The sequence below is a fragment of the Methylobacterium sp. P3_A11 genome, from assembly GCF_056403155.1.
Genome location: NZ_JBFUGA010000012.1, coordinates 58,860 through 84,745 on the forward strand (window position 1 = coordinate 58,860; position 25,886 = coordinate 84,745).

Annotated in this window: 28 protein-coding genes; 19 read left to right on the forward strand and 9 right to left on the reverse strand. The window is 69.0% G+C overall.

What is annotated here, in order from left to right; all coding sequences use genetic code 11:
• Positions 1-114: 114 nt before the first annotated feature.
• Together AC1DXK_RS06080 and AC1DXK_RS06085 are read left to right on the forward strand one after the other, a co-directional pair.
• Complete coding sequence (locus tag AC1DXK_RS06080) at positions 115-288, forward strand: hypothetical protein (RefSeq protein WP_457108221.1); 174 nt, start codon at positions 115-117, stop codon at positions 286-288.
• Between the two features lie 150 nt (positions 289-438).
• Positions 439-681 carry a hypothetical protein gene (locus AC1DXK_RS06085; protein WP_457108220.1) on the forward strand — a complete coding sequence of 81 codons (243 nt, stop codon included), beginning with the start codon at positions 439-441 and terminating at the stop codon, positions 679-681.
• Between the two features lie 15 nt (positions 682-696).
• On the opposite strand, the gene AC1DXK_RS06090 is transcribed toward AC1DXK_RS06085, so the two are convergent.
• From AC1DXK_RS06090 to AC1DXK_RS06100, 3 genes are all read right to left on the reverse strand, one after another.
• Positions 697-1,863 (reverse strand): alanine racemase, encoded by a 1,167-nt coding sequence (locus AC1DXK_RS06090; protein WP_457108219.1) that lies wholly within the window; start codon positions 1,861-1,863, stop codon positions 697-699.
• 128 nt (positions 1,864-1,991) lie between these two features.
• Positions 1,992-2,627 carry a 2-dehydro-3-deoxy-6-phosphogalactonate aldolase gene (locus tag AC1DXK_RS06095; protein ID WP_477297173.1) on the reverse strand — a complete coding sequence of 212 codons (636 nt, stop codon included), beginning with the start codon at positions 2,625-2,627 and terminating at the stop codon, positions 1,992-1,994.
• A complete protein-coding gene (locus AC1DXK_RS06100; protein ID WP_457108217.1) occupies positions 2,624-3,502 on the reverse strand; it encodes a 2-dehydro-3-deoxygalactonokinase in 879 nt (292 codons plus the stop codon). Before AC1DXK_RS06100 ends, AC1DXK_RS06095 begins: the two co-directional genes overlap by 4 nt.
• A gap of 210 nt (positions 3,503-3,712) precedes the next feature.
• Between AC1DXK_RS06100 and AC1DXK_RS06105 the strand changes: the two genes are divergently transcribed.
• From AC1DXK_RS06105 to AC1DXK_RS06140, 8 genes are all read left to right on the forward strand, one after another.
• Positions 3,713-4,471 carry an ABC transporter ATP-binding protein gene (locus AC1DXK_RS06105; protein ID WP_457108216.1) on the forward strand — a complete coding sequence of 253 codons (759 nt, stop codon included), beginning with the start codon at positions 3,713-3,715 and terminating at the stop codon, positions 4,469-4,471.
• Positions 4,464-5,207: an ABC transporter ATP-binding protein gene (locus AC1DXK_RS06110; RefSeq protein ID WP_457108215.1), complete on the forward strand. Its 744-nt coding sequence runs from the start codon at positions 4,464-4,466 to the stop codon at positions 5,205-5,207. Before AC1DXK_RS06105 ends, AC1DXK_RS06110 begins: the two co-directional genes overlap by 8 nt.
• Before the next feature lie 92 nt (positions 5,208-5,299).
• Positions 5,300-6,517 (forward strand): ABC transporter substrate-binding protein, encoded by a 1,218-nt coding sequence (locus tag AC1DXK_RS06115; RefSeq protein WP_457108214.1) that lies wholly within the window; start codon positions 5,300-5,302, stop codon positions 6,515-6,517.
• Between the two features lie 28 nt (positions 6,518-6,545).
• Complete coding sequence (locus tag AC1DXK_RS06120; protein ID WP_457108213.1) at positions 6,546-7,433, forward strand: branched-chain amino acid ABC transporter permease; 888 nt, start codon at positions 6,546-6,548, stop codon at positions 7,431-7,433.
• 23 nt (positions 7,434-7,456) lie between these two features.
• Positions 7,457-8,443: a branched-chain amino acid ABC transporter permease gene (locus AC1DXK_RS06125; protein WP_477297177.1), complete on the forward strand. Its 987-nt coding sequence runs from the start codon at positions 7,457-7,459 to the stop codon at positions 8,441-8,443.
• A gap of 96 nt (positions 8,444-8,539) precedes the next feature.
• Positions 8,540-8,896, forward strand: coding sequence for a hypothetical protein (locus tag AC1DXK_RS06130; protein ID WP_457108211.1), 357 nt, complete (start codon positions 8,540-8,542; stop codon positions 8,894-8,896).
• Positions 8,897-8,959: 63 nt separating this feature from the next.
• The gene (mutL, locus tag AC1DXK_RS06135) at positions 8,960-10,912 is read left to right on the forward strand and encodes a DNA mismatch repair endonuclease MutL (protein ID WP_457108210.1); all 1,953 of its coding nucleotides are present in this window, start codon (positions 8,960-8,962) and stop codon (positions 10,910-10,912) included.
• A gap of 242 nt (positions 10,913-11,154) precedes the next feature.
• Positions 11,155-11,922 carry an SDR family NAD(P)-dependent oxidoreductase gene (locus tag AC1DXK_RS06140; RefSeq protein WP_477297179.1) on the forward strand — a complete coding sequence of 256 codons (768 nt, stop codon included), beginning with the start codon at positions 11,155-11,157 and terminating at the stop codon, positions 11,920-11,922.
• A gap of 23 nt (positions 11,923-11,945) precedes the next feature.
• Here the strand turns inward: AC1DXK_RS06140 and AC1DXK_RS06145 are convergent, their stop codons facing one another.
• On the reverse strand, positions 11,946-13,598 hold the full coding sequence (locus AC1DXK_RS06145; protein WP_477297181.1) for an AMP-binding protein: 1,653 nt from the start codon (positions 13,596-13,598) through the stop codon (positions 11,946-11,948).
• 220 nt (positions 13,599-13,818) lie between these two features.
• On the opposite strand from AC1DXK_RS06145, the gene AC1DXK_RS06150 reads away from it, so the two are divergent.
• The 4 genes from AC1DXK_RS06150 to AC1DXK_RS06165 all read left to right on the forward strand — a co-directional run bounded on the left by AC1DXK_RS06150 (position 13,819) and on the right by AC1DXK_RS06165 (position 16,535).
• Positions 13,819-14,358, forward strand: coding sequence for a phasin family protein (locus AC1DXK_RS06150; protein WP_477297183.1), 540 nt, complete (start codon positions 13,819-13,821; stop codon positions 14,356-14,358).
• Entirely contained in the window at positions 14,355-15,293 is a 939-nt protein-coding gene (locus AC1DXK_RS06155) for an alpha/beta fold hydrolase (protein ID WP_457108206.1), read from the forward strand. The genes AC1DXK_RS06150 and AC1DXK_RS06155 overlap by 4 nt, the downstream gene beginning before the upstream one ends.
• Positions 15,294-15,681: 388 nt before the next feature.
• On the forward strand, positions 15,682-16,122 hold the full coding sequence (locus tag AC1DXK_RS06160; RefSeq protein WP_457108205.1) for a helix-turn-helix domain-containing protein: 441 nt from the start codon (positions 15,682-15,684) through the stop codon (positions 16,120-16,122).
• A 44-nt stretch (positions 16,123-16,166) separates the two neighbouring features.
• Complete coding sequence (locus AC1DXK_RS06165; protein ID WP_457108204.1) at positions 16,167-16,535, forward strand: cupin domain-containing protein; 369 nt, start codon at positions 16,167-16,169, stop codon at positions 16,533-16,535.
• Between the two features lie 13 nt (positions 16,536-16,548).
• On the opposite strand, the gene rsmD is transcribed toward AC1DXK_RS06165, so the two are convergent.
• The 4 genes from rsmD to AC1DXK_RS06185 all read right to left on the reverse strand — a co-directional run bounded on the left by rsmD (position 16,549) and on the right by AC1DXK_RS06185 (position 19,451).
• Complete coding sequence (gene rsmD, locus AC1DXK_RS06170) at positions 16,549-17,106, reverse strand: 16S rRNA (guanine(966)-N(2))-methyltransferase RsmD (RefSeq protein ID WP_477297186.1); 558 nt, start codon at positions 17,104-17,106, stop codon at positions 16,549-16,551.
• Positions 17,103-18,884, reverse strand: coding sequence for a pseudouridine synthase (locus AC1DXK_RS06175; RefSeq protein ID WP_457108202.1), 1,782 nt, complete (start codon positions 18,882-18,884; stop codon positions 17,103-17,105). Before AC1DXK_RS06175 ends, rsmD begins: the two co-directional genes overlap by 4 nt.
• Positions 18,885-19,005: 121 nt before the next feature.
• The gene (locus AC1DXK_RS06180) at positions 19,006-19,182 is read right to left on the reverse strand and encodes a DUF1328 domain-containing protein (protein WP_457108201.1); all 177 of its coding nucleotides are present in this window, start codon (positions 19,180-19,182) and stop codon (positions 19,006-19,008) included.
• A gap of 77 nt (positions 19,183-19,259) precedes the next feature.
• Positions 19,260-19,451 (reverse strand): CsbD family protein, encoded by a 192-nt coding sequence (locus AC1DXK_RS06185; protein WP_457108200.1) that lies wholly within the window; start codon positions 19,449-19,451, stop codon positions 19,260-19,262.
• Between the two features lie 146 nt (positions 19,452-19,597).
• On the opposite strand from AC1DXK_RS06185, the gene AC1DXK_RS06190 reads away from it, so the two are divergent.
• Both AC1DXK_RS06190 and AC1DXK_RS06195 read left to right on the forward strand, forming a co-directional pair.
• Entirely contained in the window at positions 19,598-20,086 is a 489-nt protein-coding gene (locus tag AC1DXK_RS06190) for a nucleoside deaminase (RefSeq protein ID WP_457108199.1), read from the forward strand.
• A gap of 59 nt (positions 20,087-20,145) precedes the next feature.
• Positions 20,146-20,850: an SDR family oxidoreductase gene (locus AC1DXK_RS06195; RefSeq protein ID WP_477297189.1), complete on the forward strand. Its 705-nt coding sequence runs from the start codon at positions 20,146-20,148 to the stop codon at positions 20,848-20,850.
• Positions 20,851-20,856: 6 nt separating this feature from the next.
• Here AC1DXK_RS06195 and AC1DXK_RS06200 read toward each other — a convergent pair whose 3' ends face one another.
• Positions 20,857-22,674: an outer membrane beta-barrel protein gene (locus AC1DXK_RS06200; protein ID WP_457108197.1), complete on the reverse strand. Its 1,818-nt coding sequence runs from the start codon at positions 22,672-22,674 to the stop codon at positions 20,857-20,859.
• Between the two features lie 282 nt (positions 22,675-22,956).
• Here AC1DXK_RS06200 and AC1DXK_RS06205 point away from each other — a divergent pair, with 282 nt between their 5' ends.
• The 3 genes from AC1DXK_RS06205 to AC1DXK_RS06215 form a co-directional block, all read left to right on the forward strand.
• Entirely contained in the window at positions 22,957-23,457 is a 501-nt protein-coding gene (locus AC1DXK_RS06205) for a Ros/MucR family transcriptional regulator (protein ID WP_457108196.1), read from the forward strand.
• Positions 23,458-24,094: 637 nt separating this feature from the next.
• Entirely contained in the window at positions 24,095-25,270 is a 1,176-nt protein-coding gene (locus tag AC1DXK_RS06210; protein ID WP_457108195.1) for an MFS transporter, read from the forward strand.
• Positions 25,271-25,699: 429 nt separating this feature from the next.
• Positions 25,700-25,886 (forward strand): transposase (locus AC1DXK_RS06215; RefSeq protein WP_477297057.1); only part of this gene is annotated, 187 nt, incomplete at its 3' end.

The window sequence follows — 25,886 nt, forward strand, 5'->3', positions numbered from 1 at the left end:
AGTTCTCGCCGCCGGCGAAAGGGTTTGGGAACGGCATCGACCCAGGATCCAGGAGCCGCGGATTGCCGAGTTGTGTTCGCGGATTGCACGCAGTGACGCCATAGGGGTTCAACTATGCTCGCGCGGGTCTGGGATGTGGTGAAGGCGACGCTGGCGGTGTCGGCCCTGATCGCCGCCGCCCTCGTCTCGGCGGACAAGGTCGACCGGCAGCGGGCGCAACCGCTCGTCGGCGCCGCGTCGATCGAGCCTGCCACCACGGGAGCGATCGGACAGGATGGACGCCCCTGAGCCCGGCCGCGCCCGAGCGACCATCATCGACGGGCCTGCGTCAGAATGAGTCACGCGCAAGGGGAAACCTTGGCCGTCGGCGGCGTTCTCGCCCGGCGCCCAGGCTTGGCCGGTTGCAGCAGCCAACTTCGTTCAAAGGAAACGTTTTCGATGAAGTCCGCCCCCTTCGCACTGCTCGTCGTCCTCGTCGGCGCGGCGCCGGCTCTCTCGGAGATGGGAGCCGACCGCGCCGCCTGCACCCCGGACGTCATGCGCCTGTGTTCCGCGCAGATTCCCAATGCCGGAGCGATCACCCTCTGCCTGCGGGAGAAGCGAATGGTCCTCAGCACCGCCTGCCGCACGGTCGTGGATCGCTCCGGCCGTTCGGAGCGGACCGTCGCGAACCGCCACTAGACGGCGCGCCGCGTCCTACCAGCCATTGATGCGCGGCCAGACCGCGCCGGTCGGTAAGCCACCCGACAGAACGTGATAGCGATCGTGCTGGGCACCGGTCGCGCAGGCATGGTTGGGCAGGATCCGCAGGAGCGCCCCGATCGGAAGGTCGGGCAGTGCAGCCGATGCGCCCGTCCGAACCGCGACGATGCCGTGCTCCTGATTGGCATCCCGCACGATCAGATCCGGATAAGGCCGGCCGGCAGGATCGCAGACCAGTCCGTAGCCCTGATCCACCGCCTGCCGTGCCGTGCCCCGGTCGCGGGAGAGCGCCATCCATCCGGCATCCGTGATGATCCAGCCCTTGTCGTGCTGATGTCCGATCACCGTCGCCAGGACGGTGAGCGCGATATCGTCCACCGCGCAGGAGCCGACGCCCGCCTGGAACAGGTCGCCGATCATGAACACGCCGGCCCGCACCTCCGTGATGCCGGTGAGATCCGCCGCGTACCGGGCTGTCGGCGTCGAGCCGACACTCACGATCGGGCAGCGCAGCCCGGCGGCGCGCAGGATGTCGGCCGCCGCGACGGCGGCCACGCGCTCGGCCTCGGCCGCTCGCCGCAGGTCGACGGGGTCGCTCAAGCCGTAGCTGTCTCCGGCGTGGAGCAGCACGCCGCGCAGGCTGGCGCCTCCGGCGAGGGCACGCCCGATGGCGACGAGCACTTCGACATTGTGCGGTCCGACCCCGGAACGATGGCCGTCGGCATCCACCTCGATCAACACGGGCAGAGCATCGCCGTTGCGGCGGCTCCAGGTGGCGACGGCCTCGGCCTGGACGATCGAATCCACGACGATCGCGAGGTCTGCCCCCCAGTGTCGGCGGATCGCGCCGACGCGGTCGAGCTTCCGGGGGGCGATGCCGACGGCATAGAGGATGTCGCGGACGCCGCCCTCGGCGAAATACTCCGCCTCCCGAAGGGTCGAAACCGTGGCCGGTCCGGCGGGACTCGCCATCACCCGCCGCGCGACGTCGAGGGATTTGGCGGTCTTCAGGTGCGGACGCAGCGCGCCGCCGAGACCGTCGAGATGATCACGCATCCTGGCGACGTTGGCGTCCAGTTTGTCCGCGTCCAGGAGGAGGCACGGGGTTTCCAGTCGATCGAGACCATGGCCTCCGGGCGATCCCGCGCTGTCACCGATCATCGACTGCTCTCCTGAGTCCGGACTCAGGTGCCTGATAGGCGAGCCCCGACCCCGGTCCAAGGGCGCAGGAGAAGGACGTCTCGGCGCGGGAGCCGCGGCTTATCCTGGTCGGGGGGTCGGTCGCGACCTCACACGGATCGCTCGAGGGCGGCCACGAACGAGGCGGCATCGCGGGCCACGTCGTCGGCCGCCTTGCCCGGACGATAAAGATTCGATCCGAGAMCGAAGCCGTCGGCTCCCGCCTGCCGCCAGCCCGCGATGCTGTCCGGCACGACCCCGCCGACCGCCAGAACCCGCGTGCCCGGAGGCAGGACCGCGCGGTGGGCCTTGAGCGCAAGAGGCGTCGCCACGTCCGCAGGAAACAGCTTGAGCGCGGTCGCCCCGGCCGCCAGGGCCGTGAAGGCCTCCGTCGGGGTCTGGTAGCCCGGCAGGGACACCAGGCCGGCGGCGACGGTCGCGGCGATCACCGCCGGATCGACGTTCGGCGAGACCACCAATGTCCCGCCGGCGGTCGCGACGGCATCGACCTGCGCCGGCGTCAGCACGGTCCCGGCACCGACCACAGCACGCCCGGCGAGCCGTTCAGCGAGGATCGCGATGCTCCGCAGCGGCTCGGGGGAGTTAAGCGGGACCTCGATCAGGCGGAAGCCGGCTTCGACGAGGGCGTCGCCGACGTCCGGCGCGGCGTCCGGAGTCAGCCCCCGCAGGATCGCGACGAGGGGGCAGGCTGCGAAGGCCGCCTCGAACCGGTCGAGGATCGTCATGCCCGAAGACTCCAGATGGCGTGGATGCCGGCCGTGGTGGAACCGTCCGGCACGACGATCGGGTTCCCGCCCGCCTCGGTGATGGCGGCGGCGTAAAGCGCGCCGAGAGTGCCGCCGCCAAGCAGATGGACCGGGCGCCGACCCAGATCTGCCCGGGTGCCGACATCGGCGCCGATCAGGATGCCGCTGGCGTGGGACGCGGCGTCGCCCGGAGAAAGCCGGTCGAGCAGCAGGCCGGCCCGAACCTCGAAAAGCGCCGCAGCGAGGTTTTGGGCCGTGAGGCCGCGGCGCACGCCCTTCCGGAAAGCCGCTCCGTCCCGGACGTCACCGTCGAGCATTCCCGCCAGGATGCCGTGTCCGCGCAGCAGGGCGAAAATCTCACCGGTCATCACGGTGGTGAAATCGGTGATCGCACCGTCGACCGCTTCGATCCACTTGTTGTGGGTGCCAGGCTGGCAGAACAGTGCGGTCGCAGGCGCAGCCCCCGTGCCGATCGCGCCGAAGACTTGGATCTCCTCGCCCCGCATCACGTCGGGACGCTTCCCGTCCCGCAGGGCGACCCCTGGAACGATCCGCACTCCGGGTGCGGCCTCCACGCAGCCATCCGCCAGGGCGACGAGGTTTGCCGGCGCGGCCACGTAGGGCGCCGCGCGCCAGCCCCGGTTGGATCCGACCATCCCCGCGGCGATGACCGCGTGTGCACCGAGCCGCGCACGCAGCCCGTCGATCTCGGCCGGATAATCAGCGGGCGTGAGGGCGAGGATGCCGCGGTCGTCCTGCAGGCTGTCCAGCACCGTGCCCTCGGCCGACATGGCGTAAGCCCGTCGGTTGGTCGTGCCCCAATCGACAGCGAGATAGGCGGCCTGACCGACCATGCCGTAGCCCTCCCGAAGCAAGTCGACAGAATTTGTCTGCGTTAATCACGCGATGTGTTCCGGTCAAGCTCAGACCACGCGGATCTGCGCCGCCAGTCCGATCGATATCACTCACCGGGGATTGTCGCGTCGCCGTGATCGATTGCGATGGACTGTAGGGCCGGGGATCGGCGATATGGCGGCAAGAAGTCTAACCCGGGAGGGACACGCTTGGCACGGGATATAATCCTGGCGACCGATGGCCTGACGATGGAATTCCGCGGATTCCGGGCCGTCAACGGCGTGGCGTTGCAGGTGGAGCGCGGAACGATTCACGCCCTCATAGGGCCGAATGGTGCCGGCAAGACCACCTGCTTCAACCTGCTGACCAAGTTCCTCATCCCCACCGCCGGGACGATCCGCTACAAGGATCGGGACATCACCGGCCTGAAGGCCGCCGACGTGGCCCGGCTCGGCCTGGTGCGCTCGTTTCAGATCTCGGCCGTCTTCCCCCATCTCACGGTGATGGAAAACGTCCGCATCGCCCTGCAGCGGCGGCGGCGCGGCGATTCCTTCGACTTCTGGCGGCCGGAGCGTGTGCTGCGGGCGCTCAACGGCGAGGCGCTGGCCCTCGTGGAGGCCGTCGGTCTCTCCGAGTTCGCCGACGTGCTGGCGGTCGAGCTGTCCTATGGCCGCAAGCGCGCCCTCGAGATCGCAACCACGCTCGCCCTCGACCCCGAGATGCTCCTCCTCGACGAGCCCATGGCCGGCATGGGCCACGAGGATGTCGAGCGTACGGCGCAGCTGATCCGCCGGGTCTCGAAGGATCGGACCATCCTGATGGTCGAGCACAACCTGTCGGTCGTCGCCTCCCTGTCGGACCGGATCACCGTTCTCGCCCGCGGCCAGGTGCTCGCCGAGGGCGACTACGCCACCGTCTCCAAGGATCCACGCGTGGTCGAAGCGTATATCGGGGCGGGACATGCGTGAGGCGGCACTGAAGACCCCGGCTCCGGCCAAGGCGGCCGACGCCCTCCTGACGGTCCGCGGCCTGAAGGGCTGGTACGGCGAGAGCCATGTGCTCCACGGGATCGATATCGACGTCCGTGCGGGCGAGGTGATCACCCTGCTCGGCCGCAACGGCGCCGGCAAGACCACGACTCTCCGGGCGATCATCGGCATCCTCGGCAAGCGTACGGGCTCCATCGTCTATGACGGCGTTGAGACGATCCGGATGGCTTCGCGCAACATCGCCCGGCTCGGGCTCGGCTACGTTCCGGAGGAGCGGGGCATCTTCGCGAGCCTCACGGTTCACGAGAACCTGATGCTGCCGCCGCGGGTGAAGCCGGGGGGCATGTCGGTGGCGGAGATCCACCAGCTCTTCCCGAACCTCAAGGAGCGCGCCGGCAGCCAGGGCACCAAACTCTCCGGTGGCGAGCAGCAGATGCTGGCGATCGGCCGCATCCTGCGCACCGGTGCCAAGCTGATCCTCCTCGACGAGCCCACGGAAGGTCTCGCACCGGTCATCGTCCAGCAGATCGGCCGCACCATCCAGCAATTGAAGTCCCAGGGCTACACGATCGTGCTGGTCGAACAGAACTTTCGCTTCGCCCAGACGCTGGCGGACCGGCATTTCGTCATCGAGCAGGGGCGGGTGGTCGATATGATCCCCAACGACGCGCTTGACGCCAATATCGACAAGCTGCACGCCTATCTCGGCGTCTGAAGCCCGCACCTGAAGAAGCTAGAATCGCCAGCAATCGGCGTCTCGATACTCGGCCGGCAAGATCTGCCGCGCCGCCGGAGGATGAAAACGCAATGTTCGGACGTATCGCCCGGCCCGTGACCCTCGCCGCCCTCGCCGGAGCCCTGATGATGGGTACCGCGGCGGCACAGACGAACGTGAAGATCGGCATCCTCGGCGACCGCTCGGGCGCCTATTCCGACATCAGCGGCGAGGGCTCGGTGGTCGCCGCGAAGCTCGCCCTCGAGGACTTCAAGCCGGAGCAGCACGGCCTGAAGGTCGAGATCGTCTCGGCCGACCACCAGAACAAGCCGGACGTCGGTGCCGCGATCGCCCGGCAATGGTACGACCGCGACAACGTCGACATGATCACCGACGGCGTGACCTCCTCGGTGGCGCTCGCCATCAGCCAGGTCACCAAGGAGAAGAACAAGGTCTTCATCGACACCGGCGCCGGCACGGCCGACCTGACCGGCCCGCAATGCACGCCGAACACCATCCACTGGGTCTACGACACGGTGGCGCTCGCCAACGGCACCGGCGGCGCCATGGTGAAGCGCGGCGGTACTTCGTGGTTCTTCCTCACCGCCGACTACGTCTTCGGCCAGACCCTCCAGCGCGACACCAGCGCGGTCATCACCAAGAACGGCGGCAAGGTCGTGGGCTCGGTGAAGACCCCGTTCCCGACCTCGGACTTCTCGTCCTTCCTGCTCCAGGCGCAAGGTTCGGGCGCCAAGGTGATCGGTCTCGCCAATGCCGGCACCGACACGATCAACTCGATCAAGCAGGCCGGCGAGTTCGGCATCACCGAGGGCGGGCAGGCGCTGGCCGGCCTCCTGGTCTTCTCGTCGGACGTGCACTCGCTCGGCACCAAGGTCGCCCAGGGGCTGGTGCTGACCGAGCCGTTCTACTGGGACCTGAACGACCAGACCCGCGCCTTCTCGGACCGGTTCGCCAAGCAGATGAAGGGCGGCTCGAAGCCCACCGCCAACCATGCCGGCGTCTATTCCGACGTGCTCCATTACCTGAAGGCTGTGGCCGAGCTGAAGTCGACCGCCGACGGCGCCGCCGCGGTGGCCAAGATGAAGGCGATGCCCACCGACGACCCGCTGTTCGGCAAGGGCGTGATCCGCGCGGACGGCCGCAAGATCCACGACATGTACCTGTTCGAGGTCAAGAAGCCCGCCGAGTCGAAGGGCGAGTGGGATCTCTACAAGAAGCTCGAGACGATCCCGGGCGATCAGGTCTTCCGGCCGCTCAATGAGGGCAATTGCCCCCTCGTGAAGGGCTGAGCATGCGATCGGGGCGCGGAGTACGGCCATGACCACGATCTTCGGTGTGCCGATGCAGGCCCTGTTCGGGCAACTGCTGCTCGGCCTGATCAACGGTTCGTTCTACGCGATCCTGTCGCTGGGGCTGGCGATCATCTTCGGCCTCCTGAACATCATCAACTTCGCCCACGGCGCGCTCTACATGATGGGCGCGTTCGTGGCCTGGATGCTGCTCACCTATTTCGGCCTCGGCTACTGGTGGGCGCTGGGGCTCGCGCCCCTGGTGGTGGGGGCCTTCGGAATCGTGCTGGAGCGGGTGCTCATCGCCCGGCTCTACAAGCTCGACCACCTGTACGGCCTGCTCCTGACCTTCGGCCTCGCGCTGATCATCCAGGGCCTGTTCCGCAACCAGTACGGCGTCTCCGGGCTCCCCTACGCGATCCCGGCGGAACTGTCCGGCGGCCAGCGCCTGCCCTTTATGTTCCTCCCGAACTACCGGGCCTGGGTGGTCGTCGCCTCGCTCGTCGTTTGTATCGCCACGTGGCTCGTGATCGAGAAGACCAAGCTCGGCGCCTACCTTCGCGCCGCCACCGAAAACCCGACGCTGGTCCAGGCCTTCGGGGTCAACGTGCCGCTGTTCCTGACCCTGACCTACGGGTTCGGCGTCGCGCTCGCGGGCTTCGCCGGGGTGCTTGCCGCGCCGATCTATTCGGTGAACCCCAACATGGGCGCCGACATCATCATCGTGGTCTTCGCCGTCGTCGTCATCGGCGGCATGGGCTCGATCCTCGGCTCGGTGATCACGGGCTTCACCCTCGGCCTCGTCGAGGGACTGACCAAGGTGTTCTATCCGGAGGCCTCGGCCACCGTGATCTTCGTGATCATGGTGGTGGTGCTCCTCGTCAAACCCGCCGGCCTGTTCGGGCGCGCGGCCTGATCGCGATCTGAGGGACGATTTTCATGGCCGACACCGCCGCCCTCGACGCCGCCCCGATCGCCGCAGCGCTGCCGACCAGCCGCGACGACAAGGCGCTGCATCGCCTGATCTTCGTCGGCATCGCCGTGCTGCTGATCGTGGCGCCGCTGGTGCTGTACCCCGTCTACCTGATGAAGGTTCTGTGCTTCGCGCTGTTCGCGCTCGCCTTCAACCTGCTGCTCGGCTACGGCGGCCTGCTCTCCTTCGGTCACGCCGCCTATTTCGGCATGGCGAGCTACCTCTGCGCCTACACGGCCAAGCAGCTCGGCTTCACACCGGAACTCGCGATCCTCAGCGGGACCGTCACGGCGGCGCTGCTCGGTCTGGTCTTCGGCGCTCTGGCGATCCGCCGGCAGGGTATCTACTTCTCGATGATCACCCTGGCGCTCGCCCAGATGGTGTTCTTTTTCTCACTGCAGGCGAAGTTCACGGGCGGCGAGGACGGCATCCAGGCGGTGCCGCGCGGGGCGCTGTTCGGCACGTTCAGCCTCGCGGACGACCGGGCGATGTACGCCGTGGTCGCCGTGATCTTCATGGCCGGGATGCTGCTGATCTACCGCATCATCCACTCGCCCTTCGGGCAGGTGCTGAAGGCGATCCGCGACAACGAGCCGAGGGCGATCTCGCTGGGCTACCGGGCCAGCCAGTACAAGCTCGCGGTGTTCGTTCTCTCGGCGACGCTGGCCGGGCTTGCCGGTTCCACCAAGGCGATCGTGTTCCAGCTGGCCTCGCTCACCGACGTCCACTGGTCGATGTCGGGCGAGGTGGTGCTGATGACCCTCGTCGGCGGCATGGGCACCGTGTTCGGGCCGATCGTCGGCGCGCTGGTGATCGTCACCATGGAGACCTACCTCGCGCAGTTCGGCGCCTGGGTGACGATCATCCAGGGCTGCGTGTTCGTGCTCTGCGTGCTGCTCTTCCGCGAGGGCATCGTCGGCCTGATCGCCCGGCTGATCCGCCGGCCACTGTAGCGCCGGATCCGCGCCGGCGGCTCGATGGGCCGGCGCGGTCACACTTCGTTAACCAACAGACCCCACCCTGACGCTCCTCGGTTGTCAGGGACCGCCATGACGCACGACCGCGCGCTCAGCATCGACGATCCCGCCCTCGACTGCCCCGTCGCGCCGGACGTGGTCGGCCGCCTGATCAAGGCGGATCCGGATGGGGCCGCATACCTCCTCGACGGCATACCGGAAGCGACCCGGGCGCGGCTCGCGGTCTGGCTCTACGGCCGCAGCCACACCCATGCGCTCGGCGTCCGCGTCGCGGCGACCTGCGACGGCACGAGCCTGCGCCGGACCGCGGGGCTCGTCGGAACCGCCCTCTACGATCTGTCCCGCAGACCCTACGCGGCGCCGAGCCACGGGGCGCGGGGCGGTGGCGCGGGCCGGATCTCCCTGGGCGGCTCGACGCGGCGCGCCTGAGCGGCCGCGATCCCCCAACGCGGCGATTGGATCGCCGCCGTGCAGGGACTATTCTCGGCGGCAATGTCCGCATCCCCGTCAGCGCCGTCGGTCCGCCTCCTCGATCCCGTGCTCGTCGACCGCATCGCGGCGGGCGAGGTGGTGGAGCGTCCCGCTTCGGCCGTGAAGGAGCTGGTCGAGAACGCCGTCGATGCCGGGGCTCAGACCATCGAGGTCACCGTCGAGGCCGGCGGCCGTCGGCTCATCCGCGTGGTCGACGACGGCCGCGGCATGAGCCCGGACGACCTCGATCTCGCGGTCGAGCGTCACGCCACGTCGAAGCTGCCGGCGGGCGACCTCACGGCGATCGACACCCTCGGTTTCCGCGGCGAGGCCCTGCCGTCGATCGGCGCGGTGTCGCGGCTCGCCATCGTGACCCGGACCGGGGAGGCCGAGGCCGGGGCGACCTTGACTGTCGAAGCGGGGCTGAAGGGTCAGGTGCGCCCGGCACCGGCCCAGCGCGGCACCCGGATCGAGGTGACCGAACTGTTCGCCGCGACGCCGGCCCGCCTCAAGTTCCTGAAATCCGACCGGGCGGAGAACGCCGCCATCGCCGAGGCCTTGCGGCGCCTCGCCGTGACCCAGCCGGGCATCCGCTTCACGCTGCGTGCCGATGCCGGGCAGCCCCTCGTGCTGCCAGCGGAGGCCGGACCGGACGCGGCTCTGCGCCGCCTCGCCGCCGTGCTCGGGCCGGATTTCGCCGCCAATGCCCTTCCCGTCTCCCTGGCCCGGGAGGGGCTCGCGGTGACCGGCCATATCGGCCTGCCGACCTACCACCGCGGGGCCGGGACCCACATCCATCTTGCGGTCAACGGCCGCCCGGTCCGCGACCGCCTGCTCCTCGGGGCGGTGCGCGGGGCCTATGCCGATACCCTGGCCTCCGACCGCCATCCGGTGCTCGGCCTCGCCATCGCCTGCGATCCCGAGTTGGTCGACGTCAACGTCCATCCGGCCAAGACAGAAGTGCGGTTCCGCGAGCCGGGCCTCGTGCGGGCGCTGATGGTCAGCGCGATCCACGACGCCCTGCGCCGGGGCGGCGCCCGCTCGGCCACCACCGGCGGCGCCCGGACCCTCGACGCCCTGCGTCCGTCCGGCCCACCGCTCGGGATCCACAGCGGCGCTGCCGCGCCGAGCCTGTTCCAGCCGACCCGGCCGGGCCTGTTCCCCGCCGGCGCGCCTTCGGTGGGGGCGCCCTCCGGCTACCGGCAGGCCGCCGCCGCGTGGCGCCCGGCGCCGGACCCGGCGCTCACGGATCCGACGGGCTTCGGCGAAGCGCCCCAGGCGGCCTTCGCGCCGCCGGAGCCGCCTTACGAGATGGCCCCACCCCGGGCGGACACCCGGGCCGCCTTCGAGGCCGCCGAGGGGCTCGACCACCCCCTCGGTGCCGCCCGCGCCCAGATCCATGAGACCTACATCCTCGCCCAGACCCGCGACGGCGTCGTCATCGTCGACCAGCACGCGGCCCACGAGCGCCTCGTCTACGAGCGGATGAAGGCCGAGCGGGAAGCGGGCGGCATCGCCCGGCAGGGGCTCCTGATCCCTGACGTCGTCGAGATGAGTCCCGAGGAGGCTGACCGGCTCGTCGCCGCCGCCCCGGACCTCGACCGCCTGGGTCTCGCCATCGAGGCGTTCGGACCCGGCGCGGTGCTGGTCCGCGAGGTCCCGGCCGCGCTGATCGGTGCCTCGGTGCGCGATCTCGTCACCGACATCCTCGACGCCCTGGAGGCGAGCGGCGAGGAGGAGGGGGGCGCCCCGGCCGCCGAGGGCGGACCGCTCGGGCGGCGCCTGGATGCCGTGCTGTCGCGCATGAGCTGCCACGGCTCCATCCGCGCCGGCCGGCGCCTCCGGCCTGAGGAGATGAACGCGCTCCTGCGCGAGATGGAGGTGACGCCCAACTCCGGCCAGTGCAATCATGGCCGGCCCACCTCAATCGAACTCAAGCTCGCCGACATCGAACGCCTGTTCGGTCGCCGTTAGCGTCCCGGTGCCGATCCCGCTGGCGGCGCGGAGGCGCCCGGTCCACAACGGGCGATGCAAACACGGTCCGCGGACCGGCGATCAGGCCGTCCCGAAAGGCCGGCGCGGGAAGGGGAGGCTCGGAACCATGAGCGATATCGTCATCACCGACGCGACACCCGCCGCCACATGCCAGGAACGCGCCGACGGATCCGGATCGCGACTCCGTCATGCGGCGCCCGCCGCCGCGACGGTGCGTTGAGATGTCCGGCCCGTTCGATCTCGCCGGCCGCCACGTCCTGGTAACCGGCGCCTCCAGCGGCCTCGGCCGTCACTTCGCGGGGACGCTGGCCCGGGCTGGGGCGCGTCTGTCCCTCGGGGCGCGCCGCGCCGATGCCCTGGCCGAGACGGTCGCGCGGATGGAGGCGGAAGGCGGCGAGGCCCACGCGATCGTCATGGACGTCACCGACGCCGGCAGCGTCGAGCGGGCGCTCGACGCCGCGGAGGCGCGGTTCGGTCCCGTGGCGGTCCTGGTGAACAATGCCGGCGTGACGGCCACGAAGCCGGCCCTCGACCTCGACGAGGATTCCTGGGACGCGGTCCTCGACACCAACCTCAAGGGCGTCTGGCTGGTCGCTCAGGCCACCGGACGGCGCATGGTCCGCAACGGCGCGGGTGGCAGCATCGTCAACATCGCCTCGATCCTGGGTCTGCGGGTTGCGGGCGGCCTGACCCCCTACGCGGCTTCGAAGGCCGCGGTCGTTCAGCTGACCAAGAGCCTGGCACTGGAATGGGCGCGCTACGGCATCCGCGTGAACGCCCTGGCACCGGGCTATATCAAGACCGAGCTGAACGACGCCTTCTTCGAGTCCGAAGCCGGCCGGGCGCTGATCAAGCGCGTGCCGCAGCGCCGTCTGGGGGAGGCCGCCGAACTCGACGGACCGCTCCTGCTGCTCGCTTCGGAGGCGGGGTCCTACATGACCGGCAGCGTCGTGGCGGTTGATGGCGGCCACCTCGTCTCGGGCCTGTAGCGACCGCCGCGAACAGGCGCGGCTCAGGGCGCCCGCGCCTGTTCGCGCAGCACGAATTTCTGGATCTTGCCCGTCGACGTCTTCGGCAGCGGCCCGAACACCACGGTCTTCGGCACCTTGAATCGGGCCATCCGCTCGCGGCAGAACGCGATCAGGTCCTGCTCGCTCGGCGGGGAGGCGCCGGGCTTCATCTCCAGGAACGCGCAGGGGCTCTCCCCCCAGGTCGGGTCCGGCCGCGCCACCACGGCCGCCAGCATCACCGCAGGGTGGCGCATCAGCACCTCCTCGACCTCCAGGCTGGAGATGTTCTCGCCGCCGGAGATGATGATGTCCTTAGCCCGGTCCTTGATCTCGACCGAGCCGTCGGGGTGCCAGACCGCGAGGTCGCCGGTCCGATACCAGCCGCCGGCGAGCGCCTGCTCGGTGGCGTCCGGATTTTTGAGATACCCCTTCATCACCGTGTTGCCGCGCAGGCGGATCTCGCCAACGGCCATGCCGTCCCGGGGCACCGGCGCGTCCGTCGCCGCATCGGCCACGCACAGGGCTTCCAGGGTCGCCAGCGGCACGCCCTGGCGGGCCATGCGGGCGTAGCGCTCGGGATCGTCCAGGTCCGTCCAGTCCGGCTGCGCCAGGCAGACCGTCGCAGGGCCGTAGCTCTCGGTCGCGCCGTACAGGTGCGTCACCTGGAAGCCCAGTTCCTCCATGGTGCGGATGATCGTCGAGGACGGGGCCGCGCCGCCGACCGCGCAGCGCACGCGCTGGGGGAACGGCCTGCGGTTGTTGGCCGGCGCGTGCGCGATCATCGACAGGACGATCGGCGCGCCGCAGAGATGTGTCACGCCATGCTCGGCGATCAGCCGGAAGATCGCCGCCGGCTCGACTCGGCGCAGGCAGACCTGCGTGGCGCAGGCGGCGACGCTCGCCCAGGGATACGACCAGCCGCTGCAATGGAACATGGGAAGCGTCCAGAGATAGACGCTGTCGGCGGTGAGCCCGAAGGTGACGGCGTTGCCGAGAGCCTGGAGATAGCCGCCGCGATGGCTGTAGACCGCGCCCTTCGGGTCGCCGGTCGTGCCGGATGTGTAGAGCAGGCAGAGCGACTGCCACTCGTCCGTCGGGCCTTTCCAGGCATAGTCCGGATCGCCCTCGGCCAGCAGCATCTCGTAGGGCAGCGCCCCGTCGATGCCGGTCTCGCCGATCGCCACCACCAGGACGGGCTCGCCGAGTTCGGCGAGCGCCTTCGCGGCCAGCGCGCCGAACTCGGCCTCGACGATCAGGACCCGAGCGCCGCCGTGCCGGAGCGAAAACGCGATCGTCGTTGGGTCGAGGCGAGTATTGAGCGGGTTCAGGACCCCCCCGACCATGGGCACGGCGAAATGGGCCTCGATCATTTCCGTGACGTTCGGCGCCAGGATCGCCACGGTATCGAGCCGCCCGACTCCCCGGCCGGCCAGGCCGCCGGCGAGGCGACGGCAGCGGGCGTAGAGATCCGCGTAGGTGAGGCGCCGCGCGCCGTCGACGACCGCGACTCTCGCGCCGGCGGCGGCGGCGGCGCGCGCCAGCAGGCTCGCCGGGGTCAGCGGGACGTCGTTGGCCGGCCTGCGGCCGAGACCGACCTCGAACGGGTGATCGCCGGTCTCGAACCTCTCGGCGTAAATCGGAGGCGTCTCCGTCATCGTTGGGCCTTCTGATCAGGCGTCGGGCGTGGCGTGCGCTCCACCCCAGGATGATTTCGCGGCCGTACCGCCTGTCAATCGGCGGCGCGGCGATGGGCGGCGTCACGCGCGCGATCTGTCACCGAGCCCTGTTGACGGCGACGCAACCCTGGCGGATGCCGGTTCTCCGAGCCACGTTGTGGTTGGGTCGGGCGCGACAGGCCGACAGGGGAAGACGATAGTGGGGAACGACAACCTGCCGATGGTCTCCACCGGGGCCGGGCGCGCCATGGCCGAGAGCGGCGTCGCACGGGCGCGCGAGGCGTACGAGAGCCTCGCCGAGGCCGGTGAGATGGCGCTGAACGCCTTCGAATCGTCCGTGACGCAGAGTTTCGAGGGATGGCGCTCCGTGTTGGGCTCCAGCCGTGACACCGCCCACCAGCTCACCGACAGCAACGTCGCCGGCGCACGCCGAATGCGCGAGCAGTGGGAGACCGCCGGGGCGCGGCTCTACAACGCCTTCGAGGATAACGCCGTCCACGCCATGGCGGCGATGCGTGAGATCGCCCACCGCATGCTCGTGGCCTCGGATACGAATGTCCGGGCCAACCTCGACTTCGCGGACCGGATCGCCAAGGCGGCTGACGTCCGGGAAATAGCGGCGTTGAACATGGCGTTCCTGCAGGAGCAGTCACGCCGGTTCACCGACCAGATGGTCGATCTTCATCAGACCACCAGCCGCCTCGCGCGCGAGGCCGCGGCGCGGTCGGAGACGCCGTGAACATCCACGCCGCGGGACAGGGCACCGCCACAGCACCGGTGCCGCGCCTCGACGACCTGAGCCGTGCCGACGTGCCGTTCCGGACCGGCCACTTCCAGGCCTACGCGCCGCACGATTTCCATCGCATCGCCTACGTGGAGTGGGGTGATCCGGACAGCCCGCACGTCGTCGTCTGCGTCCACGGTCTCAGCCGCCAGGGCCGGGACTTCGACGCCCTCGGCTACCGGCTGGCGAAGCTGGGATACCGAGTGGTCTGCCCGGACCTGCCCGGGCGCGGCCTGAGCGGATGGCTGAAGGACCCGGAACTCTACGGCCTGCCGCAATACGCCGCCGACATGGCGGCGCTCATCGCCCATCTCCGGATCGTCGGGAAGATCGACTGGGTCGGCACCTCCCTCGGCGGCCTGACCGGCATGGTCCTCGCCGCCGCGGCCCGCTCTCCCATCCGCCGGATGGTGGTCAATGATATCGGCCCGTTCCTGCCCTGGGCGCCGATCCGGCATATCGGCTCACGCCTGCGCGATGCGCCGCGGTTGCACCACAACCTCGCCTCGGGCGAGTCGCGCCTGCGCACCGTGCTGGGCGCGTTCGGGCCGCTCACCGACGAGCAATGGCGCCACATCGCCAAACACAGCTTCTTCCCGGAACCCAACGGTGGCTGGCGGCCCCATTACGATCCCGGCATCGGCGACGCGTTCCGGCCCGGGCGGGTCTACAGCGTCAGCATGTGGCGCGACTGGGACGCGATCTCCTGTCCCGTCCTGCTGTTGCGCGGGGAACGCTCGGAGCTGCTGCTCGCCGCCACGGCCGACGAGATGACCCGGCGCGGTCCACCCACCGAGCGGGTCGATATCCCGGATTGCGGTCACGCGCCGGCGCTGCTGGACGACGAACAGTTGCGAATCGTGACCGCGTGGCTCGGTCCGGCGGCGTGAATTCAGGCGGCAGGAAAGCCGGGATCGAGCGGCCGTTTGCCGGTCCGGACGCAAGGGATCCATTCGGGCGAACCGACGCGTCGCAGGGCACCGAATAGCGCCCCACAGTTTTCGAAAGTCGATGATTAGATAAATCTGCTCACTTTTATTTGATCGTCGTCCGTATTTGTGGCGCTATCATCGTGGCGACTGAAGGGGCGGGGCGGCCGACTTCGCGACCTAAGATTTCGATAGCGTAACCATTCGTTGCGCGCGTGGCTGATCTGTGGCACTAACAGGCGACAGCTCTGGATCTCGGACGCCTAATGTTGCACCTGTTGGTTGTGATTGGCGCCCGCAATCCGGGCGAGCAAGCCTGCTAACAGCCAGAACATCCGGACTACCCACCATGGCCAACCCAACCCCCAAGCCGAAGCAGACTACCGCGATCGATCACGGGGTCGGCAGCCGCATCGCGTTCCTTCGGGCCGCCAACGGGCTCAGCCAGTCCGCCCTGGCCAGCGCGCTGGGCGTCAGTTTCCAGCAAGTCCAGAAGTACGAGACCGGCAAGAACCGGGTCGGGGCCGGCCGCCTGCAGGCGATCGCCGAGCGGCTTGGCGTCCCGGTCTCCAGCTTCTTCGAGCCGGAGCCCGAGGCGGTCACGGAGAACGGCCCGACGCTGCTGCGGGTCGCCGGGGCCGTCGAGCTTCTCCGGGCCTACAATCAGATCGCCGACGAGCAGATGCGTCGGGACGTGCTGTCGCTCGTGAAATCCGCAGCGCGGATCGGTCAGACTAAGCCGGCTGACGAGGCCGCCCATCAGGGAGCCGCGGCTTCCGGAAAAGCCTGACGCGCGGCATAGAGCCATCGCGGAACGGATCGAGCGGGGAGACCATGGCCGCAACCCCGACGCCCGTGACCAATCTTCTGGCCTATCTGCCGCACGACGAGACCGACGAGATCGTGTCGGTTCTGGTCTCCGCGCCCGGCCTGCGCGTGGAACGCATCGTCTCGACCGGCCAAGCGAGCCCGCCCGGTTTCCACTACGATCAACCGCATTCCGAATGGGTCGCCATCCTGGCGGGTGCGGCGGATTTGCGCTTCGCCGATGAGCCCGGCCCCCGTAGTCTTGCCGCCGGCGATGCCGTGCTGATCGCGCCGCATCGCCGGCACCGGGTGGAGTGGACTGACACGCCTACCGTTTGGCTGGCGATCCATTTCGGGCCGGAACTGGACGTCCCGACGACGGCGCCGGTCGAGTAGCCGCAGGCGCGGCTCAGGCCGTGAAGCGGGCGATCGCCACGGCGGTTTCCCCGTACACGCGTCGCTCCAGCTCGGTGAAACCGGCCGGCCAGACGGAGGCTACGGTTTCGGCTTCCTCGACCACCACCAGCGCGCCAGGCTCGATCCACGCACCCGCGGCGGCGCTCGCGAGGGCGCGTGGCGCCAGGTCGCGGCCATAGGGCGGGTCGCAGAAAACCAGGGAGAAGGTGCCCGCCGTCGCGGCCGGCCCGAGCCGCGTCGCATCGCGCCGGAACAGGCGGGTCACGCCCTCAGCGCCGAAAGCCTCGATGTTGGCGCGGATGACCGCGCGGGCCTCAGCGCCCTCGTCAACCAAGAGTGCTGTGGCCGCCCCCCGCGACAGGGCCTCGAAACCGAGGGCGCCCGTGCCGGCGAACAGGTCGAGGACCCGGGCACCCACGACGGCGTCGTCATAGGCGTGCGCCAGGATGTTGAACAACGATTCACGCAGCCGGTCCGATGTCGGCCTGATGGCGTCGGTGCGCGGCGTCGCGAGTTTGCGTCCCCGCCACGCACCGCCGACGATCCTCATCGCGGTCCGCGCGGCGACCGCCCACCGCCGCCGGGCTTGGCACCACCGCGCGGAGCACCGGGTCGGCCGCCGGGCCGGGCGCCACCCTTGCCGGATCCGTTGCTGGCGAAGCCGCCCGGCTTGCCGCCGGGACGGGAACCGCCCGGACGAGCACCGCCCGGCTTGGGACCACCGAAAGCCGGTTTGCCGCCACCAGCCGCCGGCTTCGGTCCGCGGAATCCGCCCGGTTTGCGCGATGCGCCTTCGCTCGATCCGGCCTCGAAAGGTCGGTCGCGCCGGCCCTCCGGCTTCCCGCTGCGACGCTCGTCGAAGCGCGTATCGCTCCGTGGCCCTTCGGCGCGCGCGTTTTCCCGGCGCGGTCGATCGCGGGCGTTGCGCGAGTCTGCACCGCGCGTGTCCGCACCGCGATCGGGGCGTGGAAAGGCGTTGCGCGGTGGCCGCTCGGAGGTCGCGTTGTCGGCGAAGCGACGGCGGGGCTTCTCGGCGGGGGCGGGCTCCACCGGCGTGGCCGCGAGCCGCTCCACGATGACTCTGCGCTCGCCGGCACGGATCGAGCCGACGCGCTCGCGGCCGCGTTCCGCCGCGGCCGCCTGGGCGGCCCTGGGATCGCCGCCCCGACGGGGCACACGCGTACCCCTTGGCTTCTCGCCCTCGTCGTCGCGCCAGCTGGACTTGCGCGGCCCGGGGCCGGTACCGCCCGTCGAGACGCGCGGCGTCGGCGCAGGACGGGCCGCGTTGCGCCGGTTCGGCGCCGGCTGCGCATCGCGGCCGTCCGTGCGCGGTCCGCCGAAGGGCGGAATCGGCTCCCGCACCGGGCTGTCGAAATCCACTTCCGCCTGTTCGGCGAGGCTCTTGCCAAGCTGATCCTTCAGCACGCGCGTGCGCACCTCCTCCACCAGTCCGACCTCGAGGTCGCCCAGCTGGAATGGACCGAAGGAGAGCCGGATCAGCCGGTTCACCGAGAGCCCGAGATGCTCGAGGATTCGCTTGACCTCACGGTTCTTGCCCTCGCGCAGGCCGAGCGTCAGCCAGACGTTGTCGCCCTGGACGCGGTCGAGGGTGGCCTCCACCGGGCCGTACTCCATCCCGTCGATCGTCACGCCCTTGGCGAGCTTGTCGAGCTGCGCCTGGTCGGTGTCGCCGTGGGCGCGGACGCGGTAGCGTCGCAGCCAACCGGTATCGGGATGTGCGATGACCTTGGCGAGGCCGCCGTCGTTGGTGAGGAGCAGCAAGCCCTCGGTGTTGATGTCGAGACGCCCGACGGCCACCACCCGTGGCAATTCTTCGGGGAGCACGTCGAACACGGTCTGGCGGCCCTCCGGATCCCGGGCCGTAGTCACCACGCCCCGGGGCTTGTGGAAGATCCACAGGCGACTGCGTTCCCGGGACGGCATCGGCTCGCCGTCGATCAGGACACGGTCAGTCTCGGTGACGTTGCGTGCGGGGGAGGCCAGCGTCTCGCCGTTGACGCTGACGCGTCCCGCCAGGATCATAACCTCCGCGTCGCGCCGCGAGGCGATGCCGGCGCGCGCCATCGCCTTCGCGATGCGCTCACCGGGGGGCGTCTCGGTCGATCCCTCGGCTCCGGTGGATGGTTCGGCCTCCGACTGCGGGCCTTTACGCGCGGCCCGCGGCTTGGCGGCAGCCTTCGTGGCCGCGTCAGGCGCCGCCTCGGCGGTTCCCGCGTCGGTCGGCGGCGTCCAGCTCTCGCTGCGAGGAGAAACCGGGGCCGGACGGGCAGCCCCCTCCGGCGTATCGTCGTTCGGCATGTCGCTCATGCCCGCGGCTTATCAGAGCCGCCCCGCGCAGGCGAGACGGGTCTTGAGCCCGTGCCAGCAGCTTGAACGCAAAAAGGCGGCCCCTTCGGACCGCCTCGACGCACAGACCAGTACCGGAACCTCAGAGCCTGGGCGAGCGCCCGCGCATGACGCCGAAGACGGCGGAGATCAGGAAGAGCGCGATCGCGATGAAGAAGACGATCTTGGCCGCTTCCATGGCCGTGCCGGCGATGCCGCCGAAACCGAGGAGCGCCGCCACGAGAGCGACAACGAGAAAGGTGACAGCCCAACCGATCATGGCATCCTCGCATTATTCGGGTCGGTACGAGACTGGAACCCGCCTGAGGCGGGTTCCGTTCCGGTCGTATACGGTGCTCAGAGCTTGTCGGTCGCCGACTTCACAGCGCTCTTAGCATCGCCGACAGTGCCCTGAGCCTTGCCCTTGAGTTCCTGGGCAGCGCCGTCGGCCTTCAGCTTGTCGTTGTTAGTCACGTCGCCGATGCCCTGCTTGGCCTTTCCGAGAGCCTCGTTGGCGACGCCCTTGATCTTGTCGGTGGTGCTGCTCATGGCGTTGTCCCTGTGTTCGAGCTGCGGCGGCGCCGCATTGGTGTCTGAAACGGTCACGGTCGCTCGAATGTTCCAGCCCTTAACATTGATGTGAATCAGCGGGTCTGTCCGATCCCTGGCCATTCCGGCGATGGAGTAAGAACACCTTGGCTGCCGATCCGATCCACGACCCTGGGCGCGGACCGTCCAGTCCCGCGACCGCGCTGGATCACGCTTTCGCGGCGGCCCGTGCCGCCGCCGCCGCCGGAGAGGTCCCTGTCGGGGCCGTGGTGGTCCGGGACGGGATCGTGCTGGCCGTCGCCCACAACCAGCCGCGGCGTCTGCATGATCCGACGGCGCATGCCGAGATCCTGGCGATCCGCGCGGCCTGTGCCGCCATCGGCGATGAGCGGCTCACCGGTTGCGACCTGTATGTCACGCTCGAGCCCTGCCCGATGTGCGCCGGCGCCATTTCCTTCGCGCGCATCCGGCGCCTCTACTACGGAGCCGCCGATCCGAAGGGCGGTGGGGTGGAGCACGGACCGCGGGTCTTCGACCAGCCGACCTGTCATCACGCGCCAGAGGTCTACGGTGGCTTCCGTGAACGCGAGGCGGCGGCCCTTCTCCGGGACTTCTTCGCGCAGCGCCGTGATTGACCCCCCGCCAGCGTGACGCGCCCGCCACCATCCTCCACCGGCGCGCAGAGGAGCACACGATGATCCCGACCTATTCCAGAGCTCTCATCGTGGGGGCCGGTTCCGGCCTCAGCGCCTCGCTGGCGCGGCTCCTGGCTGCCGATGGCCTGAAGATCGGTCTCGCGGCCCGCAACATCGACAAGCTCGCGGACCTGGCGGAGGAATCCGGTGTGTCCCTGCACGCCTGCGACGCCAGTCGTCCGGAAGAAGTGGAAAGTCTGTTCGCCCGCCTCGAGCCCGTCCTCGGCGGCGCTCCGGACGTCGTCGTCTACAATGCGAGCGGCCGGCTGCGTGGTTCGATCGCCGATCTGGATGCCGTCGCGGTGGCTGAATCGCTCGCGGTCTCGGCCTATGGCGGATTCCTCGTGGCGCAGGCCGCGGCGCGCCGGATGCTGCCACGACGGCACGGAGCGATCCTGCTGACCGGTGCCTCGGCGAGCATCAAGGGCTTCGCCGAATCGGCGCCCTTCGCCATGGGGAAATTCGCCCTTCGCGGGCTCGGCCAGAGCCTGGCGCGGGAACTGCAGCCGAAGGGCATCCACGTGGCCCACGTCGTCATCGACGGCGCCATCCGCAATCCGGCCCGCGGCGGCGAACCGCCTGAGGCTCCGGACAGCCATCTCGATCCCGACGCCATCGCGCGAGCCTACCGGGATCTGCTGCGTCAGGACCGGAGCGCCTGGACTTCGGAACTGGAATTGCGGCCCTGGACAGAGCGCTTCTAGGGCCGATCAGGGATTTACGCGCAATCCGAGCAGGAACGTGTTTTCCCGGAAGCTCGAGCCCGCGACGGTACTGTCGATCTTCTGGTAAAGATAAGTGCCGCGCAGGGTCAGCCAACGGGTGAAGTGGTAGTCGAGCCGTGCGGTCGCTGAGAAGCCGTTCTCCCGGATAGTGCTGTTCTGATAATCATTCTTGAGGTAGGAGCCGCCCAAGACGATCGAGAGGTTGCGCATCAGATCGTGCTGGACTTCCAGGGTCGCCACCTCCGTGAGGACGCCGCTGGAGCCCGGGATCGTCGTCTCGGTCACGCCGGTTGCCGCGGTCAGCCGGACGGTCGTCAGGGGGCTCGCCGCCCAGACCAGGGCTGCGTTGAGCAGCGGCGCGTTGATGTCGCGTAGGGTCGGATCGACATAGGTCCGGTGCTGGATGCCGGCGGAAACCTCGCCTGTCAGCGCGCGCCCGAGCCCGATACTGGTCCCGAAGGCGAGGGCGATGCCGTCCGAATCCCGGCGCACGCCGGAGGCGTCGATCCGCCGGTCGTAGACGCGGGTGTCACCGAGCAGGTCGATGAAGGGGCTGAAATCGGGATTGACCTCATAGGCCGTGCGGAGCTGAAGGCTGTATTGATTCAGGTTCCGATCGGATTGATCGACCGTCGTTCCGTTGGCCAGCTGTGCGTTGTCGAATTCGGAGCGGTCGATTGAACCGCGCAGAGTCACCGACAGTCGGTTGAACGTCTCGGTGGCGCCCAGCGAGCCGCCATAGACGGCCAGAAGGGGCCGGCTCGTGGCCGTCACCGCCTGAAGATTGGCGCTCGACGTGCGTTGCGTGTCCACCAGGAACCGCCCCTCGGCATCGATGTGGAGATCCCGGTCCGCGTCAATGCGCAGGCGTACGGTGCCGTCGGCCGCGGGCCGACTCGCGGCCTCGTTCTGGGGCGTCTCCAGATATGACCCCCGCAGCGAGCCCTGGAGCGAACTCGACGACCAGTTGCTCCGAAAATCGACCGTGGCGTCGGTGCGGAAAGCCGCCGAGCCCTTGGCGAGCTGGCGATTGGTCTGGTCCGGATTCGAATCGTAACCGACGCTCTGCGCGAAGGTCGGGAGCACCGTGAAGGTGCCGATCTGATAGCCGATCGGCGCGAAGGCTGGATCGGTGGGGATCGCGCGCGCGAGGTCTGTGCCGAGGATGAAACCCGGTGTCAGAAGACCGAGGGCCGGCGTGATGGCCAGCAGCGGAAGCCCCGGCCGGAACGGGATCACCGCCTGCGGATTCGGAACGCCGACCACCGGCTGCTGGACGATCGGCGTCAAGCGCAGGGACGGTGCCGGAACCTGGGTGACATCCTGCGTCACCCGCCGCGTGGCCGAACCGATCCGCCGCGGCGGGGCAGCCCTGGTGCGCAGGAGGGTCGACGGAGCCAGGTTTGCCGGCGCCGTCGTCGACCCGCCGGTCTGCCGGCCACCGGTGGTGACGCGGGTGTCGAGCTGGGACAGGCCCGGCTGCCCCCGAGTCTGCGCCGGGATCGGAGGCGACAGGGGTGAGCGGAGGCTGTCGCCGCCGGTCTGCTCGCCGCCCGAGTTTCCGCCACCGAGGCCATTGCGGCCCTCGTCGCGGGTGAAACCGTCGGGGATGCTACGCTTGAGGGTCGGCAGGCCGTTGGGTGACGTCTCCTGGCCGAGGCCGGGATTGTCGGGTTGTCCCGTGACGGGGCTCGTGGCGTCGAACCGCTGAGCGGTCGCGGGCACCGCCGTGAGCGTAAGGCTCAGCGCCGCGATGGCGAGCCGCGTCCTCTGCCGTTCCCGCCGGTCAGCCGCCGTCCGCACCTGATGCCGGTCTCCGCCTACATCTCCGGCACCACAGCCCGGAGGTCACAGGACATGCCGCCTCCGAGTGGCTGCCGCATGGTTAACGAAAGCTAGCGGCTGCATGGTTAACACCCCGTCAACGCCGACTTCACCGCCGGGAATCGCCCCATTCCGTCTGTCTTGCTGTCACGCTGCAAATACGATTGAGAGTTTGCGTATACTCTGTTACAGTCTCCGAGAATTCGATCGCATCCGAGAGGGATTGATCGACTCAAGTAATTGTAACTCTCGAGGTTTGCCGTGAGTGAGAACGCAGATGGCGAGCACGGAGCGTGCATCGAGCTCGCGGTCGATATCGTGGCCGCTTACGTGTCGAATAATTCCGTACCCGCGGGCGACCTTCCAGGATTGATCGGCGGCATCCATGCGGCATTGAGTGCGCTGACAACTCAAGGTCGGGCCACCAATTCGCCCGTCGAGAAGTTGAGCACGGCAACGATCCGCAAATCAGTGACGGCTGACCATATCGTCAGCTTCGAGGATGGAAAGCCGTACAAGACTCTCCGTCGGCATCTGACACTGCGCGGGCTGACGCCCGAGGCGTACCGTGAGAAGTGGGGGTTGCCGCGGGATTATCCGATGACGGCAGCGAACTACTCCGCGCAGCGGTCCGAATTGGCCCGTGCCCTGGGATTGGGACAGCAGCGTCGCAAGCATCGCATCGCGCCAACGGCGGTACCGGACATGGCGACGGCGCCCGCCACGAAGACGCGTGGCCGGAAGAAGGTCTTGGTCGAATAGCTGTCTGTCCCAGCGCAGCAGGTTCAATCGACTTCGTGACGGCGAAGCCGCGGGCGGCTTGGTCCGAAGCATAGCCTGGCATCGCCAGCGGCATTGCGGCTGCGACGGGGTGCCCCTCTGCTGCGGCGGCTCGATTGATTTGGCCGGTGACTGAATACGTGCCCGTCAGTCCCGATGTCCCACACGACTCGTGCTGACGCGCCGTCCCGACCCGAAGATCCCGGGGATCGGCCATCGGAATATTCTTCGGATTCTGACAGGCGGCACAGCTTCAGGTTGGTGCCGGTCCAGGGATTTTCCGAGAAGAACGACCGAACTGCATCGGGTCTGCGCAACGACCCTGCGGTCAACACGCTTCGGTGTCGGTTGCCCCCGGTGGCCGGGTCGGGATGACTTCGCGACGACGTCAGGAACCTGCCCGCATCTCGTCAGCCTCGATCGTGCCGTCGCCCGTTGATTCGGCGGGGGCGAAAATCACGTCCTGACAGTGGGCGAAGCGGCCGGTCGGCGGGCACGCGCGCCGCGGCCCTTGCACGTCGCGCAACTGTGCGCCGCGCCATCACAGCTATCCAAGCGTCGTCGCAGTGCGATGTTGCTCCGCACCATCGGATCTCCGCCTGCGCCGAAGGATGTTGCCGTGCCGCCCCTGCCGATCCTCGCCCTCGCCGTTGCCTCCTTCGGAATCGGTACCACCGAGTTCGTGATCATGGGCCTGCTCCCGGAAGTGGCGCAGAGCTTCGGCGTCACCATCCCGCAGGCCGGCTATCTGGTTTCGGGCTACGCGATGGGCGTGGTCGTGGGTGCACCGATCGTGGCGATCGCCACCGCGGGCCTGCCGCGCAAGACCGCGCTCCTTGCGCTGATCGGCGTGTTCCTCGCGGGCAACCTCGGCTGCGCGGTGGCGCCGAGCTACGGCCTTCTGATGGCGGCGCGGATCCTCACGGCCTTCGCCCATGGGGCGTTCTTCGGGATCGGTGCCGTCGTGGCGCGAGATCTGGTTCCGCGGGAGAAACGCACGCAGGCGGTCTCGCTGATGTTCGCGGGCTTGACGCTCGCCAACGTCCTCGGCGTGCCCCTCGGCACCGCGCTCGGGCAGGCCGCCGGGTGGCGGGCGACCTTCTGGGCCGTTGTTGGGATCGGGCTCGCGGCGGCGGCGGCGATCCAGTTCTGTGTTCCCGCCGGCCTTCCGGGGACGCGCGGCCGGCTCGTCAGCGAGTTCCGCGCGCTCGGCCGCTGGCCGGTGCTGCGGCCGATGCTGATCTCAACCCTGTCGTCGGTGAGCTTCTTCACGGTGTTCACCTACATCACGCCGTTCCTCACCGGCGTGACCGGGTTTACGCCCCAGGGTGTGACCGGAGTTCTGTTCGCTGCCGGGCTCGGGCTGACCATCGGCAACCTCGCGGGCGGCCATCTCGCCGACCGGGGCGCCATGGCCACGATCGTCGGCAGCTTCCTGGGCATCGTCGCGGCGCTGCTGGTGCTGGTGGCGGTCGCGCATCATCCGGCGCTCACGGTGGCCGTGATCGTCCTGTGGTCGGGTCTGGTCTTCGCCCTGGTCTCGCCGCTCCAGATCTGGGTCGTGGAGGCCGCTAGCGATGCGCCGAACCTCGCCTCCACCCTGAACCAGGGCGCGTTCAACCTGGGCAACGCCACCGGCGCCTGGATCGGTGGTACGGCCCTCACCCTGGGCGCGGATTACGGCCAGCTGCCGCTGATCGCTGCCGCGGTGTCCCTTTCCGGGCTGGGATTGGTTCTCACGGCGGTGAACCGGAGCCTGTGGCGAATGCTGTCGCCCTCCGCGCGAGGGGCGTGAGGCAGAGCAGGGCGCTCGCGAACCCGATACCGTCTCGCTGGCCCGACTGAGCGGTCAGATCCTACCCAAGCTGTCAAGTATGAGCGCTTTGCAATCGAGTCGAATGAGTCGCCCATCTCGAAATTCATGATGTCATCGCTCTGCAACTGTAGAGGCAGAGACAGCAATTTCAGAAAGATCGAACGCTGATGCTGCATTCGATCGCCTTGATCTTCGCTTCGGCCGCATTCGCTCGAAGGCGAAGCGTTTCAAAAGTGTGAAGCACGCTGAAACGCTTCGGTTGCCGCGCGCTACCACGGCGAAGGAGGGAACAGCGTGACGGTCGCTGTGCCAGGGTACCGTGATCGCCGCGGCCGCAAACCCTAGTTGTGCAGTCCCGCGGTGTGGTGGCATCAATTTAGCTGTAACCGCCGCACACCGGGAGGCGTTATGGGACAGGTTCTTCACGGCTGCGCCACGACCACGCACGCGGTCAGAGCAACGCTACAGCGATCGAAAGCTCCGCTCAAAGATCTTGCCGCCCAGCATGGACTGAACCCCAAGACAGTCGCGAAGTGGCGTAAGCGAGCCTTCGTGCATGACGCGGCGATGGGACCGAAGACGCCGCGCTCTACCG

Bases quoted from the DNA above. Each gene is read 5' to 3' on its own strand.
- AC1DXK_RS06195 (WP_477297189.1), top strand. From the start codon at position 20,146: ATGATCCCGACCTATTCCAGAGCTCTCATCGTGGGGGCCGGTTCCGGC.
- AC1DXK_RS06110 (WP_457108215.1), top strand. From the start codon at position 4,464: ATGCGTGAGGCGGCACTGAAGACCCCGGCTCCGGCCAAGGCGGCCGAC.
- AC1DXK_RS06085 (WP_457108220.1), top strand. From the start codon at position 439: ATGAAGTCCGCCCCCTTCGCACTGCTCGTCGTCCTCGTCGGCGCGGCG.
- AC1DXK_RS06140 (WP_477297179.1), top strand. From the start codon at position 11,155: ATGTCCGGCCCGTTCGATCTCGCCGGCCGCCACGTCCTGGTAACCGGC.
- AC1DXK_RS06115 (WP_457108214.1), top strand. From the start codon at position 5,300: ATGTTCGGACGTATCGCCCGGCCCGTGACCCTCGCCGCCCTCGCCGGA.
- rsmD (WP_477297186.1), bottom strand. From the start codon at position 17,106: ATGAGGATCGTCGGCGGTGCGTGGCGGGGACGCAAACTCGCGACGCCG.
- AC1DXK_RS06120 (WP_457108213.1), top strand. From the start codon at position 6,546: ATGACCACGATCTTCGGTGTGCCGATGCAGGCCCTGTTCGGGCAACTG.
- AC1DXK_RS06145 (WP_477297181.1), bottom strand. From the start codon at position 13,598: ATGACGGAGACGCCTCCGATTTACGCCGAGAGGTTCGAGACCGGCGAT.
- AC1DXK_RS06130 (WP_457108211.1), top strand. From the start codon at position 8,540: ATGACGCACGACCGCGCGCTCAGCATCGACGATCCCGCCCTCGACTGC.
- AC1DXK_RS06165 (WP_457108204.1), top strand. From the start codon at position 16,167: ATGGCCGCAACCCCGACGCCCGTGACCAATCTTCTGGCCTATCTGCCG.
- AC1DXK_RS06175 (WP_457108202.1), bottom strand. From the start codon at position 18,884: ATGAGCGACATGCCGAACGACGATACGCCGGAGGGGGCTGCCCGTCCG.
- AC1DXK_RS06160 (WP_457108205.1), top strand. From the start codon at position 15,682: ATGGCCAACCCAACCCCCAAGCCGAAGCAGACTACCGCGATCGATCAC.
- AC1DXK_RS06125 (WP_477297177.1), top strand. From the start codon at position 7,457: ATGGCCGACACCGCCGCCCTCGACGCCGCCCCGATCGCCGCAGCGCTG.
- AC1DXK_RS06180 (WP_457108201.1), bottom strand. From the start codon at position 19,182: ATGATCGGTTGGGCTGTCACCTTTCTCGTTGTCGCTCTCGTGGCGGCG.
- AC1DXK_RS06080 (WP_457108221.1), top strand. From the start codon at position 115: ATGCTCGCGCGGGTCTGGGATGTGGTGAAGGCGACGCTGGCGGTGTCG.
- AC1DXK_RS06185 (WP_457108200.1), bottom strand. From the start codon at position 19,451: ATGAGCAGCACCACCGACAAGATCAAGGGCGTCGCCAACGAGGCTCTC.
- AC1DXK_RS06090 (WP_457108219.1), bottom strand. From the start codon at position 1,863: ATGATCGGTGACAGCGCGGGATCGCCCGGAGGCCATGGTCTCGATCGA.
- AC1DXK_RS06100 (WP_457108217.1), bottom strand. From the start codon at position 3,502: ATGGTCGGTCAGGCCGCCTATCTCGCTGTCGATTGGGGCACGACCAAC.
- mutL (WP_457108210.1), top strand. From the start codon at position 8,960: ATGTCCGCATCCCCGTCAGCGCCGTCGGTCCGCCTCCTCGATCCCGTG.